18 protein-coding genes are annotated in these 17051 nt (G+C 61.5%); 4 read left to right on the top strand and 14 right to left on the bottom strand.

The window, feature by feature from the left end:
• The coding region (locus GEV05_25785) for a helix-turn-helix domain-containing protein (GenBank protein MPZ46732.1) at positions 1-814 on the top strand (814 nt) is incomplete at its 5' end.
• A gap of 1312 nt (positions 815-2126) precedes the next feature.
• On the opposite strand, the gene GEV05_25780 is transcribed toward GEV05_25785, so the two are convergent.
• The 6 genes from GEV05_25780 to GEV05_25755 all read right to left on the bottom strand — a co-directional run bounded on the left by GEV05_25780 (position 2127) and on the right by GEV05_25755 (position 7359).
• Positions 2127-2975 (bottom strand): amidohydrolase family protein, encoded by an 849-nt coding sequence (locus tag GEV05_25780; protein ID MPZ46731.1) that lies wholly within the window; start codon positions 2973-2975, stop codon positions 2127-2129.
• Entirely contained in the window at positions 2972-3817 is an 846-nt protein-coding gene (locus GEV05_25775; GenBank protein MPZ46730.1) for an amidohydrolase family protein, read from the bottom strand. The genes GEV05_25780 and GEV05_25775 overlap by 4 nt, the downstream gene beginning before the upstream one ends.
• A gap of 14 nt (positions 3818-3831) precedes the next feature.
• A complete protein-coding gene (locus GEV05_25770) occupies positions 3832-4905 on the bottom strand; it encodes a tripartite tricarboxylate transporter substrate binding protein (protein MPZ46729.1) in 1074 nt (357 codons plus the stop codon).
• 168 nt (positions 4906-5073) lie between these two features.
• Positions 5074-5868, bottom strand: coding sequence for a tripartite tricarboxylate transporter substrate binding protein (locus GEV05_25765; GenBank protein ID MPZ46728.1), 795 nt, complete (start codon positions 5866-5868; stop codon positions 5074-5076).
• A 15-nt stretch (positions 5869-5883) separates the two neighbouring features.
• The gene (locus tag GEV05_25760; protein MPZ46727.1) at positions 5884-6489 is read right to left on the bottom strand and encodes an amidohydrolase family protein; all 606 of its coding nucleotides are present in this window, start codon (positions 6487-6489) and stop codon (positions 5884-5886) included.
• 12 nt (positions 6490-6501) lie between these two features.
• Positions 6502-7359, bottom strand: a complete 858-nt coding sequence (locus GEV05_25755; protein MPZ46726.1) for an amidohydrolase family protein — start codon at positions 7357-7359, stop codon at positions 6502-6504.
• Here GEV05_25755 and GEV05_25750 point away from each other — a divergent pair.
• Positions 7349-8410 (top strand): hypothetical protein, encoded by a 1062-nt coding sequence (locus tag GEV05_25750; protein MPZ46725.1) that lies wholly within the window; start codon positions 7349-7351, stop codon positions 8408-8410. The genes GEV05_25755 and GEV05_25750 overlap by 11 nt on opposite strands.
• Positions 8411-9196: 786 nt before the next feature.
• Here the strand turns inward: GEV05_25750 and GEV05_25745 are convergent.
• Entirely contained in the window at positions 9197-10192 is a 996-nt protein-coding gene (locus tag GEV05_25745; protein MPZ46724.1) for a tripartite tricarboxylate transporter substrate binding protein, read from the bottom strand.
• Between the two features lie 242 nt (positions 10193-10434).
• On the opposite strand from GEV05_25745, the gene GEV05_25740 reads away from it, so the two are divergent.
• Positions 10435-11412 carry a tripartite tricarboxylate transporter substrate binding protein gene (locus tag GEV05_25740; protein ID MPZ46723.1) on the top strand — a complete coding sequence of 326 codons (978 nt, stop codon included), beginning with the start codon at positions 10435-10437 and terminating at the stop codon, positions 11410-11412.
• 356 nt (positions 11413-11768) lie between these two features.
• On the opposite strand, the gene GEV05_25735 is transcribed toward GEV05_25740, so the two are convergent.
• From GEV05_25735 to GEV05_25715, 5 genes are all read right to left on the bottom strand, one after another.
• Positions 11769-12443 carry a hypothetical protein gene (locus tag GEV05_25735; GenBank protein ID MPZ46722.1) on the bottom strand — a complete coding sequence of 225 codons (675 nt, stop codon included), beginning with the start codon at positions 12441-12443 and terminating at the stop codon, positions 11769-11771.
• Between the two features lie 249 nt (positions 12444-12692).
• Positions 12693-13073, bottom strand: coding sequence for a hypothetical protein (locus GEV05_25730; GenBank protein ID MPZ46721.1), 381 nt, complete (start codon positions 13071-13073; stop codon positions 12693-12695).
• Positions 13055-14131 (bottom strand): hypothetical protein, encoded by a 1077-nt coding sequence (locus GEV05_25725; GenBank protein MPZ46720.1) that lies wholly within the window; start codon positions 14129-14131, stop codon positions 13055-13057. The genes GEV05_25730 and GEV05_25725 overlap by 19 nt, the downstream gene beginning before the upstream one ends.
• Positions 13975-14613, bottom strand: coding sequence for a hypothetical protein (locus GEV05_25720; GenBank protein MPZ46719.1), 639 nt, complete (start codon positions 14611-14613; stop codon positions 13975-13977). Before GEV05_25720 ends, GEV05_25725 begins: the two co-directional genes overlap by 157 nt.
• 21 nt (positions 14614-14634) lie before the next feature.
• Positions 14635-14850, bottom strand: a complete 216-nt coding sequence (locus GEV05_25715) for a hypothetical protein (protein ID MPZ46718.1) — start codon at positions 14848-14850, stop codon at positions 14635-14637.
• A 172-nt stretch (positions 14851-15022) separates the two neighbouring features.
• On the opposite strand from GEV05_25715, the gene GEV05_25710 reads away from it, so the two are divergent.
• A complete protein-coding gene (locus GEV05_25710; GenBank protein MPZ46717.1) occupies positions 15023-15508 on the top strand; it encodes a hypothetical protein in 486 nt (161 codons plus the stop codon).
• A gap of 24 nt (positions 15509-15532) precedes the next feature.
• On the opposite strand, the gene GEV05_25705 is transcribed toward GEV05_25710, so the two are convergent.
• Both GEV05_25705 and GEV05_25700 read right to left on the bottom strand, forming a co-directional pair.
• The gene (locus GEV05_25705; protein MPZ46716.1) at positions 15533-15862 is read right to left on the bottom strand and encodes a hypothetical protein; all 330 of its coding nucleotides are present in this window, start codon (positions 15860-15862) and stop codon (positions 15533-15535) included.
• Positions 15859-16944, bottom strand: a complete 1086-nt coding sequence (locus tag GEV05_25700) for a hypothetical protein (protein MPZ46715.1) — start codon at positions 16942-16944, stop codon at positions 15859-15861. Before GEV05_25700 ends, GEV05_25705 begins: the two co-directional genes overlap by 4 nt.
• Between the last annotated feature and the right edge of the window lie 107 nt (positions 16945-17051).

The raw sequence follows: 17051 nt of genomic DNA, 5'->3' as shown, positions 1-17051 counted from the left end.
GATTATGAGTATTCCAAGCAGCGCCAGCCATAGTGGCAAGACTCCGTCAGGCACGCAAAGCGTGGAGCGCGCCTTCGCAGTTCTAACGGCGGTCGCGACCGCGCATAGCAGCGGCACGACACTGCCTGCCCTGACGCAAGTCGTAGGTTTGCATCGCACCACGACTTATCGCCTGCTGAAATGCCTGCTTCGGCTGGGCGCGGTGCGGGTAGACGTGGAATCGACCCGCTATTTTCTCGGGCCACTGGCACTGGAGCTCGGGGTGTCCGCTCGACAGCAGCTACGGCTGAACGAGCTTCTGGCGCCTGTGCTAACACGTATAGCGGAAGCAACGGGCGACACCGTGTTTCTCGTGGTGCGTGACGGCCTGGAATCAGTATGCACCGACCGCCGCCTTGGCGACTATCCCGTTAAGACGCTCATCGTGGATGTTGGCACTCGCCGACCACTGGGCATCGGTGCCGCAAGTCTCGCAATGCTGCAGGTGATGACAGACAAGGAGTTGAAAGAGATCGCCCGGGCAAACGCCGGCCAGTTCCAATCATTCGGCACAACCGCGGCAGCGGTGCTGAAGAAGGCGCGCGCAGCAGCGAAGGTAGGCTATGTGAGTGCGGTCGTTCCCGGCGTTGAGGGGGTCCATGCCGTGGCGCTGCCGATCATCGACTCACAGGGCAAGCCTTTCGCGGCGCTCGCTGTCGCCGCCATAGAGCAACGCATGTCGCAGTCGCGCCAAGGGGAACTCCTCAGAACGATTCGATCTGAAGTCAGTCGTGCGGAGCGCCTGTTGATCAAAGCTGACATCCAGGCGGCCTAATGGTCGAGCGGATGCTGAAGACCATTTGCCCAACGTGGTAGTAGTACGCCACAAAGGGGGCATGAAGACTCCACTGTGCTTCGCAAATTGTCGCGAGGCACCCTTTTGCACATGACTCGCAGGCATATTGTCACGCGCTAATCTCCTCCCAGCACCGATTGCGCGAGCACGAACGCACCCGCCGCCCGTCGATGTCGGCAATCGGTCTTCGGGGCACCGTCAATTCCCGCGGTGGATCCGGCACACCAGGCCCCAGCGCGCTATTCGCACGTCCTTGGTTGGAGTGGGCAACCCATTCTTTCCAAATTGAGCGAAGATGGGCCTCGGATATCGGAATCGTCCCAATCACCCGTTCGCAAACCGAGTTTGCTTTCGGACTCGCCAACGGTGATCGCAATACTTCGATACCCAGCGGCTTGATAGAGTCATCGAGGTGCTTGGCGAATATCCGATCCCGATCATGGATCAGGTACAGGTGCGCTCCGCCGTATCCGACCACCTCCCTCAACTGCTGCAGCGTCCAGTCGGATGCGCGGTCACGTTCACGTGAGCCAGTCTTGGCGTTCCGCGCTCGATCACAACAAACACGTACAGCATCCGGAAATCCGCAGTCTCACCACAACGAAGAAGTCACAGGCCAGAATCGCCTCGCGTGATTCTTCAGGAACATCGACCGGCGTTGGTCGCCACGAGGTGGGCCGGCGTTCGATTGGGCACGTATTTCGCCACCATGAGAAACGCGAATCCCAAGCTTGAGCAACAACTCATTGGCGATTCGCTCCTTGCTCCACAAGGGGTTCTCTGCGGCCATCCTGCGGATCAGCTGCCGCAGTTTCTTCGGAATCGGCGGTCGCCCTGCCCTACACTTCAATCGCCAGAAGATGCACCATCCCAGTCGATGCCAGCGAATCATAGTCGATGGCCGCACATTGACCACGGTACCGCGCCAATCACTCAGTCTCGAAAATACTGCGAGACATACCTCGAGTCGCGTGATCGACTCGTCGGGGCTTGATGCCCCTCTCAATATATCGTGCAAGCTGAGCACGAAAACCCAGGTCCTCAGCTCGGATGGCGTTCGACGAGCGCAAGAACAGCACGCCCATCCTGAGAACATCGGAGAGCACAGCAAAGAATCGCGCGCACCAATGCCACATGCGCGCATCATGCCAGGTTCAAGACCGGGGTGCAGGGTCCTGAACCAATGCGGGAATTATTGCGCACCACAGTGAAGAATCGACTCGCGGCTGGTCTCCCGCGGCGCCTCGTGATCGATGATCTCGCAAATGGAGTCGGCCCGAGCTGTATCGGCCTACGGCATGCGCAGCAACCGCGCAGCGTTCGAGAAAAGCACGCGCTCGGCGACGGTGTCGCTCGTCACTCGCAGGAAAGCATCGAGATAGCCGCGAAGCGGTACGAACGGATAGGACGACGCATAGATATAGCGCTCGGACAAATACGTGTTCATGGCTTTCAAATAGTCTTCGTTTCCAGGCATCAGCGCGTACATGTCCGGCGAAATGTAGACGTTGCCGCGTCGGAACGCGACGTGGTTGATCGCGCTGATCCATGGCCAGCCGCCGTGCGCGACGACAATCTCGAGCTTCGGGAAGTCGCGCGCGACGCGGTCCACGTGGACGGGCAGCGTGTAGCCGCAATCGGGCGCGACGTTGCCGCCCGCGGAAAGTATGAGCGGCACGCCGCGGCCGGCACAGAATTCGTAGACCGGTATGCAGGAGGCGTCGTCCATTTGGGCGGGCGCGGACAGGAGTCCCGGCTCGAGTGTCAGGCCTTTGACCGTCTTCTTGCCCAGGTAGCGCTCGGCGTGTGCCTTCCAGCTCTGCTCGGAAGGGTCGAGCGCCGGAAAGACGCACACACTGTCCGAGCAGCCGCGCGCGTACTCGACGAGCGCATCGTTGTCGGTGGGACCCACGTTCGGCGCACCGACGCGGCCGGGAATGACGGCAAGCGTGACGCCGGACGCACGGAGCTCCGACTCGAACACCACGGGCGTCGGCTCGTGCAGCACCGGAGAGCAGTGGGGAAAGCCGAAGCCGCGGCCCATCTCCGCGGTCCGCTCCGGCTGCGTATACATTGCGGCCTTCTCGAAACCGGCGATCGGCGGCCTCACACGAAAGTCGATGACACGCATCCCAGTCATCCTTTCAGACCAAGCAGCTCGGCGGCGTTCTTATAGAGCACGCGGTCGATCACCGACTCCTTGAGCGGAAACCTGAGGAACGTGTCCACGCCGTCCTTGAACGGCAGTAGCGGGTAGGCGGTTGCGAACAGGAAGCGCTCGGCCATGAAGCCGTTCGCGGCGTTGATGTAATCCTGCGCGCCGGGCATGCCGCCGAAGATGTACATATCCGGCGAGAGCCAGATGTTGGGCCGGCGGTAGCAGACGTGAATCATCTGCGCCGCCCACGGCCAGTTGCCATGCCCCGAGATGATCTTCATGTGCGGAAAGTCGCGCGCGACGCGGTCGATATGCTCGGGCGAGGTGTATGTGACGTCCGGCCCCGCGTTGCCGCCCGCCATGAAGAGGACCGGGACCTTGAGATCCTGACAGTGAGCGTAGAGCGGATACATGCGCGCATCGTCGAGATGCATCGGGTTGCTGGAGAGGCCGGGCTCGATGACCAGACCTTTCATGCCCATCGTCACGGCCGCGTCGATGGCGGCGATGGCTTTGCGGCAATCGACAGGATCGATGCCGGCGTAACCGATGAGTCGATCGGGTCGTCGAGCGACGATCGCAGCAATGTCGTCGGCCTCGATCGTTCCGAGCACCGGCGAGATGCGACCAGGCACCACGCCCCACTCCACCCCCGCTTCGTCCATCTCCTCGAGCATCAGATCGAACGACGCCTCGCGCACTGACCGCGGAAGCGTAAACCCGATGCCGCGCGCCATGTGCTCGGTGCGCGCGAGGTTGGCGTACATGACCATCTGGAGGAATGCCTTCATCGGCGGACGAAGGCGGAAATCGATGACTCTCATGGTGTGTCTCCATCTCAATCGATCTTCGCGCCGGATGCTTTGACGGCCTTGCCCCAGCTCGCGAGCTCCGCCTTCACGAAGCGATCGAAGTCGGCGCGGCTGTCGCCGATCGTCGTCATCGTCAGTTCCTGGAACCGATTCTGCGTTGCCGGGGTATTGAGCAACCTCACCACTTCGTTGTTCAGCCGATCGAGTATCGGCGCTGACACGCCCGCCGGCGAAAAAAGGCCGGCCCACGCGATCACGTTGAAGCCTTTGATGCCTTGCTCGTCGAGCGTCGGCACATCGGGTAAGAACGGCGAGCGCTTGATCGAGCTGATGCCGAGCGCGCGCACCTTGCCGGCCTTGATGTGCGGCACCGTTGCGGGCAGCGTATCGGCCAGCATGACGATGCGGCCACCGATCAGGTCCGACATGCTCGCCGCCGCCCCTTTGTACGGCACGTGCGTAGCCTTGATCCCGGCAGCCCGCACGAACATCGCCTGAAGGATGTGATGAGTACTGCCGTTCCCGGATGAGCCGTAGCTGATCTCATCAGGACGCTGCTTCGCGATTCTGATGAGGTCCGGAATCGTCTTTGCTGGAAAGGAGGCATTCACGCAGATCACCATCGGCAGCGAGGCGATGTTCGTAATCGGCGCGAAATCGCGCAGCGTGTCGTAGCCGGGATTAGGATAGAGATGCGGATTGATAACCATCGCGCTGCTGCCGCCGATGAGAAGCGTGTAACCATCCGCGGGTGCTTTGGCGGCGATAGAGGTGCCCACCATGCTGCCGGCACCGGTACGGTTCTCGACGACGGTCTGCTGCCCGAGAATCGGCGTCAGACGTTCTGCCAGCAGCCGGCCGATGATGTCCGCGCCCTGCCCCGGCGGGAACGGCACGATGATGCGAACGGGTCTCACCGGCCATTCCTGTGCCGGCACCGCAGCCGAAAGGGCCAATAGCCAGGCCAGCGCGGCGACACGCATCACGGTCGCACCGTAGTCTCCTCGCATGACTCCTTCTCCTACGCTGCTCGCCGAAGACGCAGGCCCACGTCGAAGCTCGTTATGCCCCTTTTCGGTGCACTGGGCACATGCGCTCATCTGTCTAGCGCTGATTCGGGCTAGCGAGCGGAAACCAGGCTCGGTTCGAGCCGCCTGCAACACCGCACTAAGGCCACGACTTCTTCACGCAATGAAGACGAATACGACAATTGGGACGAGTACTACGTCAACCGTTTGGTCGAGTCGCAAGGATCCTTCTCGCACAGCCTACTCAGGTTTGATGCCAGCCTGCTCGATCACTTTACTCCACTTCGCGGTTTCGGATTCGCCCTCCGCGATCGTCGGCAGATTCGGCGCTGCCGGGGACCGGTTCGCGCTGGTGAGCCCCAGCGGGCGCAACCTGCCGGACTGGACGTGCGGCAACACGGCGACCAGGTTCGCGAACGTCAATTGGACCTGGCCACCGATTACGGCAGTGACGGCGGGTCCACCGCCGTTGTACGACACGTTGGTCATTTTCGTGCCGGCGAGCAAATTGAAGAACTCGGCGGCGAGATGGAACGGACTTCCTACGCCTGCCGAGGCGTAGTTGAGCTCACCTGGTCGTGCTTTTGCGAGCGCGACGAGCTCCTTCACTGTCTTGGCGGGCAGCGACGGATGGACGACCAGCAGATGAGGCACCCCGGCAATGAGTGTAACCGCGTCGAGGTCGCGTATCGGATCGTACCCAAGAGACTTGTAGAGGCTGGGGCTCGTGGCGAGCGTAATGGTCGCGAGCAGCATGGTGTAGCCATCCGCCGGCGACTGTGCAGCCAATTGCGCGCCGATATTCCCTGAGGCGCCGGGCCGATTGTCGACGATCACCTGCTGCTGCCACGCTTCGGATAGCTTCTGCCCGATCGCGCGTGCAAAGATATCGGTACCGCCGCCTGGCGGCCAGGGCACGATAACGCGTACCGGTTTCATGGGGTAGCTCTGCGCCGAAGCCGTTGTGCTCGTGCATGCCAAGGCTATGGCGGCAAGCAGATGGGTCCTCGTCATTGCGCCTCCTCGCGCAAGCATGCTCACGGAGCGTCTCTATAGCTTGAAAATTCGCTTCGCGTTCGCGAGGAGGATCTTGAGCTCGGGATAGCGTGTCGCCACGCGGTCGACGTACAGCGGGTTCGACGCCTCGATGTCCGGTCCTGCATAAGGTCCGCTCATCAGGTTCACCGGTACGTCGAGCTCGAGGCACTTCTCATAAATCGGATACATGCGCGGATCATCAGGGTGCGACTGTAGCGCGCGGCCCGGTTCAACGAAAATGCCTTTGAGCCCGAGCGCGCGAATGCATCGCTCCGTCTCTTTCACGGCATCGTGGGCCGTGTTCGAGGGATCGATTCCCGCGACGCCGATGAACTTGCCTGGGTATTCGTCCTGAAGCTCGGCGATCCGCTCGTTGCGTATGAATGCCGCGTTGAACTTCTTTCCCATGAATACTTCGGGACTATTACGTCCCTGCACGACTGCGACATCGATGCCTGCCTCATCCATCTCCTCGAGGTACAGCGCCATCGAGCCCTCGCAGAACGCCCGGGATACTTCCCTCGCGCCGGTGCGTCTGCCATGCCATGTGATGCGCGGGATGTCGAAATACCGGCGGAATTCTTCCAGTGGAGGCCGGCACCGCACGTCGATGATCATCGTCGTCCTTGCCTAATCGAGACCGAGCACGCGGGCTGCATTCTTGAAAAGAATCTTGTCGCGAAGTTCTCCAGTCAGATCCCACTCCATGAATGCCTCCAGGCTTTCCTTGAGCGGACGGCTCGGATATGCCGTGCCGAAGAGGAGGCGATCGCCGAGAAAGAATTTCGCCGCCTTGATGTATTCCTCGGCGCCCGGCGTGTTGACGCTGTTCATGTAGAGGTCAGGCGAGACGTACACGTTCTCCCTGATGAACGCGACTTCCATCATCGGCATGATATTCGGCCATGCCGCATGCGAGACGACGATATTCAACCGTGGAAAGTCCTTTGCCACCTTGTAGACCGATGTCGGCGAGCCGTACGAAAGATCGTGGCCGACCATGGCGGCCAAGTACCCACTCAGCGTGATCGATATAGGAATGCCCAGGTCCTGGCAGCGCTCGTACAGCGGATACAAGCGCGGGTCGTCCGAGTACATGGCCTCGACACCGGCACCCGGCTCGATCGAAGCGCCGACGAATCCCGGTGCCTTCGCCATGCGATCGATTTCCTTGACGCCCGCTTCGATGTCACGGAGATCGATGCCGGCCAATCCTACGAAGCGATTGGGATGCGCTGCGATGGCTTCGGCGATCTCGTCGTTCGGCACTGCTCCGTGCGGCGGCGCGGATTGACGTCCCATGATGACGCCCCATGTGATACCGGCAGCGTCCATCTCGTCGAGAAGATCCTGCATTGACTGTGTCTGCACCGATTTCGGACGAGGAAACCCGTACCGCGTCGGGTAGTAGGCCGTGCCCTCAGTGAACTGAGCGGTTTTCTTCCAGGACTCGAGCGGCGGCCGCAGCCGCATATCAATGACTGTCATGTTATGGGTCGATGCGTCGCTCGCGCGAGGCGAGCGCAGGTTCGAGGTATCGGCGAAAGAGCGGCGGGTTCGCTGTCATGGGCGAAGCAGCGAAGCTTCCAAGCTCGGTTGCATCGTTCACAACGTGCAACACCGAAAGTTGCATACGCCAAGTATTGTTCTACGCCCCCTGGAGTCCCCTTGTCAAATCGTTCACAATGTGCTCGATGAAGAAGGCCGCTACACCTCGGCACCGCTCGGGGACGCAGAGCGTGGAACGTGCGTTTGCAATCCTGATGACCGTAGGTGCGAACATGTCCCTCGGCGCGAGGCTCGCAGACATCATGCAGGCCGACTCAATCGGACCACGACGTACCGGTTGCTCAAGTGCCTTGCTCGTCAAGGCGCGGTCCGCATCGAAAGCCGCGGCAGATACTTTCTCGGGCCGCTGCTGCTGGAACTGGCGATAGCCGCACGCCAAAACCAGCGGCTGAAGGAAATGTACGCGCCGACGCTGAGGCGTATCGCGGAAGCAACCGGAGACACGGTATTTCTTCAGTTGCGCAGCGGCATCGAGTCCGTGTGCATCGATCGATGCTTGGGCACCTATCCGGTCCAGACGTTGATCGTCGACGTCGGTACCCGCCGGCCGCTCGGCGTCGGCGCCGCCGGGGTGGCGATTCTCGCCGCCTCGCCGGCACAAGAATCGGACAGAATCATCAAAGCGAACGCCGCGAGCTTTTTGCTTCTCGGCACGAGCGCGGCTACGGTGAGCAAAGCCGTCCGGACCGGACGCGAGCGTGGCTACGTGTCCGCTCCCGTCCCCGGAGTGCCGGGCGTCAAAGCGATCGCGCTGGCGATCAAGGACGAGGAAGATGATGTATTCGCGGCTATTGCCGTCGCGGGGATCGATCGACGGATGACGCGTACGCGCCAGTCTGAGCTCGTGAACATTGTGCGGCGAGAGTTGAGAGCCACCACGAAGCGGTACATGGCCGAACGAGAGGAAATGGCCTCGGACATTGTCGAACAACGTCGAAGGCGCGGTGCCATCGGATCAAAGTCTGCCTGAAGCCCTCCAGCTCGTATGACTTTGCCCCAACCGTGGTCATTTCGGCTTGATAGACCCGCGAGCCCGATCGCATGACGAGACTGTGCGAGTTGACGGCTTTGCCGCCGTAGGGCATCGCGAGGAGGTCCGATCTGCGCTGGTCAATTACGTCCGGCCAACGTCTTGTTCCACTTCTCGTGGTCGCTCCGGATCAAGGCGGCGAATTCCTGCGAAGAGGACGCTGCGGCGATCAGTCCCTGCAGCTCCAGGGGTTGGGCAATCGCCTTGTCCGCAAGCGCCTCCCGCAACGCTGCGTTCAGGTGGCTGACGTAAGGCTCACGAATGCGAGCTCGACTTCGCCGCCGAGCAGTGCGGTCACGACCTGTGCTCCCCTTGTACGGCACCTGGACGAGCTACACACCGGTCATCGATCGCAGCAACTCGCCGGAAAGATAGCCGGTCGAGCCCGGTCGGACGCCTGCAAGCAGGCGCTGCGTGCGCTCGACACAGTGAATGTGCACGGTCTGGTCGCAACCTGCGCACGGCTGACCACGCCGCCTGACTGCGTCCACCCGACTGGGCGCCGCGATGCCCGTAGAGGACCTGCGCTCGCGGGCACGGATCGAGCGCTCTGGGGAGCTGGACTCGTGGCCCCGATGCAGCCAAATTACAGTAACGCTGCTACGCAAGCGGACGCTTCGGAGAGTGGGCAGCCCCTTGGCGGCGGGAAGCCAGCGTAGTCTAAGCGACGGCGCGGCCGGGGAAAAGCCATCGCATTATCGAGCGGGGGCCTCTTCGCAGTGTGCTTTAGTCGATCTTAATATTGACCTCCTTGATGAGCTGAGCCCATCGGGTCCTGTCTTCCTGAATGAACTTCACAAAATCTGCCCGTGAAGCGCTGGCGACCGGAACAAGACCCGCTGCATTCTGACGCTTGATCAAGTCCGGATGCTTAATGGCTCTCGTGATCTCCGCGAATAGCCGATCGACGATGCGGGCGGGCGTCTTGGCTGGCACAAAGATCCCGTCCCAATTGCTGATTCCAAACCCAGGCACTGTCTCGGAAATTGCGGGAAGGTCTGGGACCAATTCCTTCCGGTCGGCTGTAGCGATGCCGAGCGCGCGCAGTTTGCCCGACTGTAGATGAGGCACTGCAACGACGTAGGTGGGAAACATGACGTGCAGATCGCCGGCCAGCAGATCGACCAAGGCAGGTCCGCCTCCCTTGTATGGGACATGGGTCATTCGCACACCCGTGAGTCGTTTGAAGAGCTCGGCCGCGAGATGGTCAGTCTGGCCAATGCCGGAACTGCCGAAGCGCACCTCCTTGGCCTTCTTTGCCCAAACGATGAACTCTTGGACGTTGCTTACGCCGGTCGACGGGTTGACGACGAGAACGTTCAGGGCCTCGGCGACCAAAGTTATGGGAAGGAGGTCGCGCTGTGGGTCATACGGCAGTGTATCGTACAGTGACGGTGCCACGCTGATTGCGCCGGGTGTTCCAATAAGGAGCGTATAGCCGTTGGGCTCTGCGCGCGCCAGCATCTCGGTAGCCAGTCGGCCCGCAGCGCCAGGCCGGTTGTCAACGACCACCGTTTGACCCATCTGCGCGGACAGCTGCTGCCCTATCGTTCGACCTATGGTGTCGGCGGCACCACCAGCGGGAAAGGGAACCAATATTCGGATCGGCCGGGTTGGATATCCTTCCTGGGCATACCCGTACGAGGTCGCCAATAATCCATAGCAAGCGATCCGGAAGACGAAATGTAGAACCAGCTTTGCTGTCGTCATCACGAACTCCATTGTTTTTCCGCCGTTGACTTGCTCGAAGGCTTATTCAGATCTTGAGGCCCGCAGCTTCCACTGTGCCTCGTCGACAGTTCTCAATGCTGCTATCGCTGTTCGTCCTGTCGGCATGTCGATCGTCCGGTAGTATCGATAGACATAGCGGTGAATGTACAGCGGGTTTGTAAGAACGTCCGTTTGTCCAGGCGATCCATGCCGTCCTATACTCAAACGCCGGTCCTCGCAAGAAGGAAGACGCCATGCTGACGAAAACTGCGCGTGCAACTGCAAATGGCTGCGCCCTCTTTGTATTCGCGTCTCCCGTGCTGGCGGCTCAGGAGACCTACCCCAACAAGCCGGTCCGCATCATTGTGCCTGTTACGCCGGGCGGCGGCGGTGATATCACATCGCGCGCCGTCGCGCAGAAGCTCAACGAAGCCTGGCGGCAACAGATAATCGTCGACAACCGTCCCGGCGCAGGGGGTATCGTGGGGCTCGATATTCTGGCGAGGTCGGCGCCGGACGGCTATACGTTCGCACTTGGTGGCATTGGGCCGCTTGCGGTCAACCAGAGCCTCCACAGCAAGCTACCTTACGACCCACTGAAGGACTTCTCACCGATTACACGCGCGGTTTCGGCGCTCAACGTGCTGGTGGTCCATCCTTCGGTGCCGGTCAACTCGGTGAAGGACTTGATTGCCTACGCGAAAGCCAATCCCGTCAACTTCGGTTCGTCCGGGGCGGGACGTGCCGACCACTTGGCGGGCGAGCTCTTCAACCTCATGGCCGGTGTTCGCATGCAACATGTCCCTTACAAGGGCGGCGCGCCTGCGATGGTGGATCTCGTCGCTGGAAACCTGCAGCTCATTTTTGCGACTGTTTCGACTGCCGCCACTCATATGAAGTCGGGGAGGATACGTACCATCGCAGTCACCGCCGCAAAGCGGGTCAGTCTCTTTCCGGACTTGCCGACTGTGGCGGAGTCCGGCGTACCGGGATTTGCCGTTGATAACTGGTACTCGTTCGTCGCACCGGCAGGGGTGCCCCGACCGATACTCGCCAAGTTGCACGGCGAGATCAACCGTGTCCTCGGACTATCCGATGTGAAAGACCGTCTACAACCGCTCGGTATCGTGCCCTTTCCCTCCGAGTCGCCCGAGGATTTCCGGCGCTATATCGCCTCCGAAATCGAGAAGTATGCGAAGCTCGTCAAGGCTGCCGGCTTGAAGGCCGATTGAACGCTGAGCTGCCGGCTGAGACATGGCGTGCAGCTTACCAATGCCTTGTCATGCAAACTCGACATGGGATGTACGGTACGGCAGCTGTATCGTTCGGGGCACATGCCGCGCACGCCAGCAGCACGTGCGCCGCGCTCCGGTGCTGGCTCTATGCCGTTGCGCTGCAATACGTTGGATGCCCACGTCCGATCTGGTGGCTCAGGTTCGCCAAGCGCCCCCCTGATTCGGTGTAACGGGAGCTGATGAACCCAGGACGAGACAATCATCAGCAAGTATGCGAGAAGGGCCGGCATGGAACCCATGTCTGATACCGCGAGGTGTCGCGCGAATAATTGAAAACTACGCGCTAAGAGACCCTAGGGCGTTCCGGACGGAATGGCGATCCCTGCGTAGTCGTCGGGACCGAGCGGTGAAGAGGGCTCGACGCCGATCATCCGCATGTAGCCGTAAGTGCCTTCGAGCCGAAAAGCCGCCATCGACAGCGCGCGGGTCAGCAGGTCGTACACCGAGCTCGTCCCGAAATAGGTTTCGACCGGCCTATCGAGCCACTCGCGCCTGTGCGTGATGAGCTCTTCAACTTTCGTCAGCACCTGCTCGCCATAAGCAGCGATGTCCGCGCTGGTCCGGCAGAGGTTGGACCGGCTCATGTAATCGTCGACCATGTCGGCCGTGAACTCGCCGCCATCGACGACGCGGATGAAGTCTTCAGCACGATCGAAAATGTGCCACGTCAACTGGCGCAATGTGCGCCGGCGCCCCGGCGTGGTCCAGTCGAGATCAAGCTCCGGAATTTGCAGGACCGCCCGCTGGGCGGCGCGAAAGACGAGCCTGTACTTTTCCAGCAGTTCATCCGGGGGAAGCGCCCCTTTGGCGTCTGCCGACAAGCCGACCAGATCGCGCAGCGCCGCAACGTCGTAGCCCTGAACGCCGCGATCGCCTACGACCGTCACCGGTACGATTCTGAAGCCGAGCGCGCGTATCGTGCGGGCTGCGTCCGCGTCGGCGTCTACGTTGTGATCGGTGAACGCGATCCTGTTGGACGAAAGAAACTCTTTCGTGCTCGCACAGGAGAATCAGCCCGGGTGCGAATAGACTTTGACCTCAGACACGAGGACTCCTTCTGGTTTCCCGCTTAACGCTTCGCCAGTCCCAGACGGGCAAGCGTTTGCCGGAATTGCGCCGTCTGGCCTTCGAGAAACGCGCTCATCTCGCTACTTCTCAGAAACTTAGGCTGCCACAGGCTCTGCGCGACGCTTTTTTCCAGTCATTGGTCTCGATCATCACGGCCAAAGCATTTTTCCAGTATTGGGCGGCGCAGCTATGATAGGCACCGGGCCAATCATGACATCTACGTGGCCGCCCAGCAGCGCTGCGATGATATCACCGCCGCCGAAGATGACGATCTTGAGCTTCTTGGCATCAGCTGCGGCCGCATTTGCGGCTAGCGCGAGCGCGATGTGGTCGTGGCTGCCGATGCCTGGGGCGATGCCGACAGTCAGCGTCTCAGGGGCTTGCCGTATCCGCTCCAGGAGCTGTTTTCCATTCCGGATCGCCGAGCCCGACGGGACGGAAAACGCATTGCTCTCCGCGATCAGCAGGCTCACTGGCGTGACGTCGGTATACGCGACGGAACTGGTGCCTGTCAGGTCGCCGGTGAGCATCGTGGGCAATGTCCCTGCAATATAGTGAGAGGTGGCCCCGGCGAGTTGGACATCGCAGGCACCATCGACAACGCCAAGTGATGATTGCGACGCGCCAGACCCGGCGCAGATCGTCTCGAGATCCCGGAGGATTGCCTAATTCGCCCTAATCCCCGCCGCGCGCACGACCTTCGCCCACTTCTGCGCTTCGGCGCGCCTGAACGCTTCTCGCTCGTGATCGCGATCGCGCGCAGGCGGTTGTTGCGCACGTGCGGCGCCGCGCTGAGCGAGCTCGAGATCATGAACTGTGTGCGCCCGCCGATCGTGTCGGTGAGCGCAGGACCGGTCCCCTTGTACGGCACGTGCGTCACCTTGACGCCCGCATGCATCGTGAGGAGCTCCATCGCGAGGTGTCCGAGCGTGCCCACGCCCGAGTGCGCGTAAATGAGCTCGCCGGGCTTCGCTTTCGCCATCGCGATGAGATCGCCGAAGACTTTAACCGGCATCTTCGGATGGACGACGACGAGGCTCGGGGTCTGCGCAGCCAGTGCGACTGCGACGAAATCCTTCTCGGGGGAGTACGGCAGCTTCGGATAGACGCTCTCGTTGATCGAGTGCGTCGCGATGGTTCCCATCACCAGCGTATAGCCGTCGGCCGGCGCCTGGGCAGCGAGCGCGGTGCCGATATTGCCGCCCGCGCCCGGCCGGTTGTCGACGATGACCTGCTGTCCCCAGTATTCAGTGAGCTTGACGCTGATCGCGCGCGCGAGCACGTCGGTGGGGCCCGCAGGCGGAAACGGTGCAATCATCCGCACCGGCCGCCAAGGGTATGTGCCCGACGTCTGCGCGTACACCGGTGCTGTTGCCAGGAGCGCGAGCCCCAATACCACCGCACCGCCGCCTGCCTTGATTCCACCGCGCATCACGCCACTTCCGCTCGGGTCGCGCCTGCGAGTGGCGGCACGCCCATGCCGATACCCTGCCGGTAGCGATCGGCGAATTCGGGGGCGAGCCTGCGCCCGTTCGGATTGTTGAGCCACAGGCGCAGCATGTGGCGTTTGCGGTCGGGCTCCGGCCATTCTTCATATGCGGTGCGCGAATGCGGCACCATGTGGTTGTTGCAGAACTGCATGTCGCCCGGCTCGAGCATCATGTCCAGACGCACGTCCTCGCGCGCCGCGGTCTCGTTCAGGAACGTCATTGCTGCAGTCTCCTCGTCGGTGAAGCTCATTCCCGCTTTACGCGCTGCCGTCACGATCGCGGTATGAACATAACGGCACGAAAGCCGCCCTTCGAGCCAGCTGTAGACCGGTATGCGGTGCGGCGTGAGGGGCGAGACGCCCGGAAGCTCCTCACCGCGCAAATCGTAATGGAAGCCCCGCGCGAGCACTTCGACATGCTCCGGATGCTTTGCAAGCACCTCATTGTACAGCGTCATCGCGCTCGCCAGACGCGATACGCCGCCGGACTTCGCCTTGCGAAAGGAGAGCAGGCCGACGCTATCGCAGTTGTGAAAGAAAAGTTCGGCGTCCGTCTGGTAGGCGCGCACATTCCTGTCCATGTACTTCAGGCCTTTGCGAGCTCATTCCCAAGCGACGGCAACTAGAAATGCTCGGCGGCGGATCTGCGTAAGCATGACCGGATTCGCGCGCCGACGCGCGAGCGCCTCGTCGATGTCCGCGATCGCTGCGGGCGTGAGGGTATGTATCCAGTCTTTGCGCTCGGCGAGATCGCAGCCTTTCCACGCGCTGCGATCGGTGATGGGTTTGCCCAAAACTTCGCGCACTGCAGATTGCATGCGCACTCCTCCTAAATGACGCGTTTGCAGCCCGTCCTACATTGGTCGTATCGCGAATCTACAATCCTGCAGCGCATACTACATACTATAATGCGCTCTCCCTCAGTGTCACAGCCAGATCGTGAGCGTTCCCCCGCCTTCCCTGTCGCAGACCCTGCCTGAAAAGCTGGCGATGAAGCTCGCGGAGCAAATTGTCGCCGGCCAATATGAACCAGGAGAACCGCTCGTAGAAGCGGTGGTCGTGATCTACCAAGTGCGGGCTGCACACATCGGCCTGCGCGCGCCCTGGATCGCCGAAGATCCGGCGCGAGGCGATCTCATAGCACAGGTCGAAGCGCCGATCGCGCGTTTGGTCGAGCTCGCCAAAACCGACAGCCGCAGCGAGGAATACATTGCACGCGCGCACCGGATCAATCAGGTACTCACTGGCAGGGTGAGCAACCGCCGGCTTCGCTCGATGCTCGAGGGCCTGACGCTGCAGGCGATCCGTTACACGCGGCTTGCGCTGGCTACGCGCGAGCGCCGCCGTGAATCATCTCGTTCGTGCAAGCAGGCCATCAGGACCGGCAACGGCGAACGTGCCGAAAAAAATCGCCTCGGTGATTTCCCTCGGCACCCGCGACACGGCGATCAAACATCTCAAGCAGAAGGAGCGTAGGAAATCAGCATGAAGCAACTCACATCACGCATTGCCCTCGGATTCGTCTTGGCCGCTGCGACTTTTGCGGCGACCGCGCAGCAGTATCCCGCGCGCCCGCTCAACGCAAGCGTCAATAAGTCCCTGCGCCACGAGCTTCTTGTTGCGCATGAGGCTTTTGGCGTAGAGCGACTGTCCTTCGAAATGCATACCCGCAAGGCGTATCGGATCGCCCTCGAGCGCCTCGACCTTGATGACCTCGGCACCGAAATCCGCGAGCAGCCGCGCGCACAACGGCCCGGCGATCGTGGTGCCGAGCTCGAGCACGCGCACGCCTTCCAGTGCGCGCGGTGTATGGTCTTTGTTATCCGTCATTTCGCAGTCTTCGCCAGACCCAACTCCGTGAGCGCGCTCTCGAGTTCGACGTACTGCTCGTCCAGGAACTTGCGCGTCTCTGCGCCGCTCATTTGGTGGCTATCGCGGTGATGCTTCGCAACGTCGGCTTTCCATTCGTCGGTCTGCGCGAGCGCCCCCAGTGCGGACTCCCAGTATTTCACCTGCGACGGTTCGATGTTGCTCGCTGCGGCCATGCCGCGCCATCCGGAGAACGCCGCCCGGGCGCCTTGTTCGCTCCAGGTCGGGATAGTGGCGAGGGCGCCCTGGAGGCGGCGCGGGGCGCTCACCCCGATTACGCGCACCCGCCCGGCCTCGAGGTGCGGGAGCACCGTCCCGAAAGTCGATGCGGCCACGTCTACGTGCCCCCCCAGAAGCGCGGTCAAGGACTGCCCCGATGATTTGAAGGTGACGACCTTCATCCTCTTGATATCGACGCCGGCCGCTTTCATCGGCAAGGCGATACCCATGTGGATATGGTTGCCAATGGCGGTTGCAACCGCGACGCTCTGGGAATCGGGCGCGGCCTTGAGTCGCTCGATCAGGTCCTTGCCGTTCTTCAAAGGCGAGTCTGCCTTGACGGACACGAAGATGTATTCGTCAAATAGCATGCCCACGGGCGTGAAGTCGGTGTGGCGAAACCTCGTCCTGCCCATGATGTGGTTGGTCAACAGCGTCGGCGCAAGCATGAGCAGGTAATGGGGATCGCGGGCGTGCTGGCTCATGTAGTCGTATGCGATCGCGCCGCCGCCGCCCAGCTTGTTCATGACGACTACCGGGGAGACTATTCTGCGTTGCTGCCAGATCGCCTGGATCGCGCGTGCTGTGAGGTCCTGATTGCCGCCCGGACCCGCGCTCACGACGACTTCCACGTTGCGCTGCGGACTCCATGCAGACTTCTGGGCCTGAGACTGCTGCATCGTCGCTGCGGCAGCGAGAACTACAGCGAGAAAACAGCGCGCGCGCGCAAGCGCGGCGCAAGGTGCTTCAGTACTCATATTCATCGAAATCCTTCCTCCTGTTGGACCGGTGCGCCGCAAGCGGGCTCGCGATCCTTCGTGCATCGAACGGTTGCGCAATGGTCGAGGCGGGCTCCAGCACGCACCAGCCACGCGCGTAACGCACCTGCCCGGTGCTTTAGGCTATGCACATCGCGATCAATCGACCTTAG

Source organism: Betaproteobacteria bacterium, from assembly GCA_009377585.1.
GTDB lineage: Bacteria > Pseudomonadota > Gammaproteobacteria > Burkholderiales > WYBJ01 > WYBJ01.
Note: the sequence above shows the minus strand (reverse complement) of the source record. Positions and strands in the feature narration are given on the sequence as shown.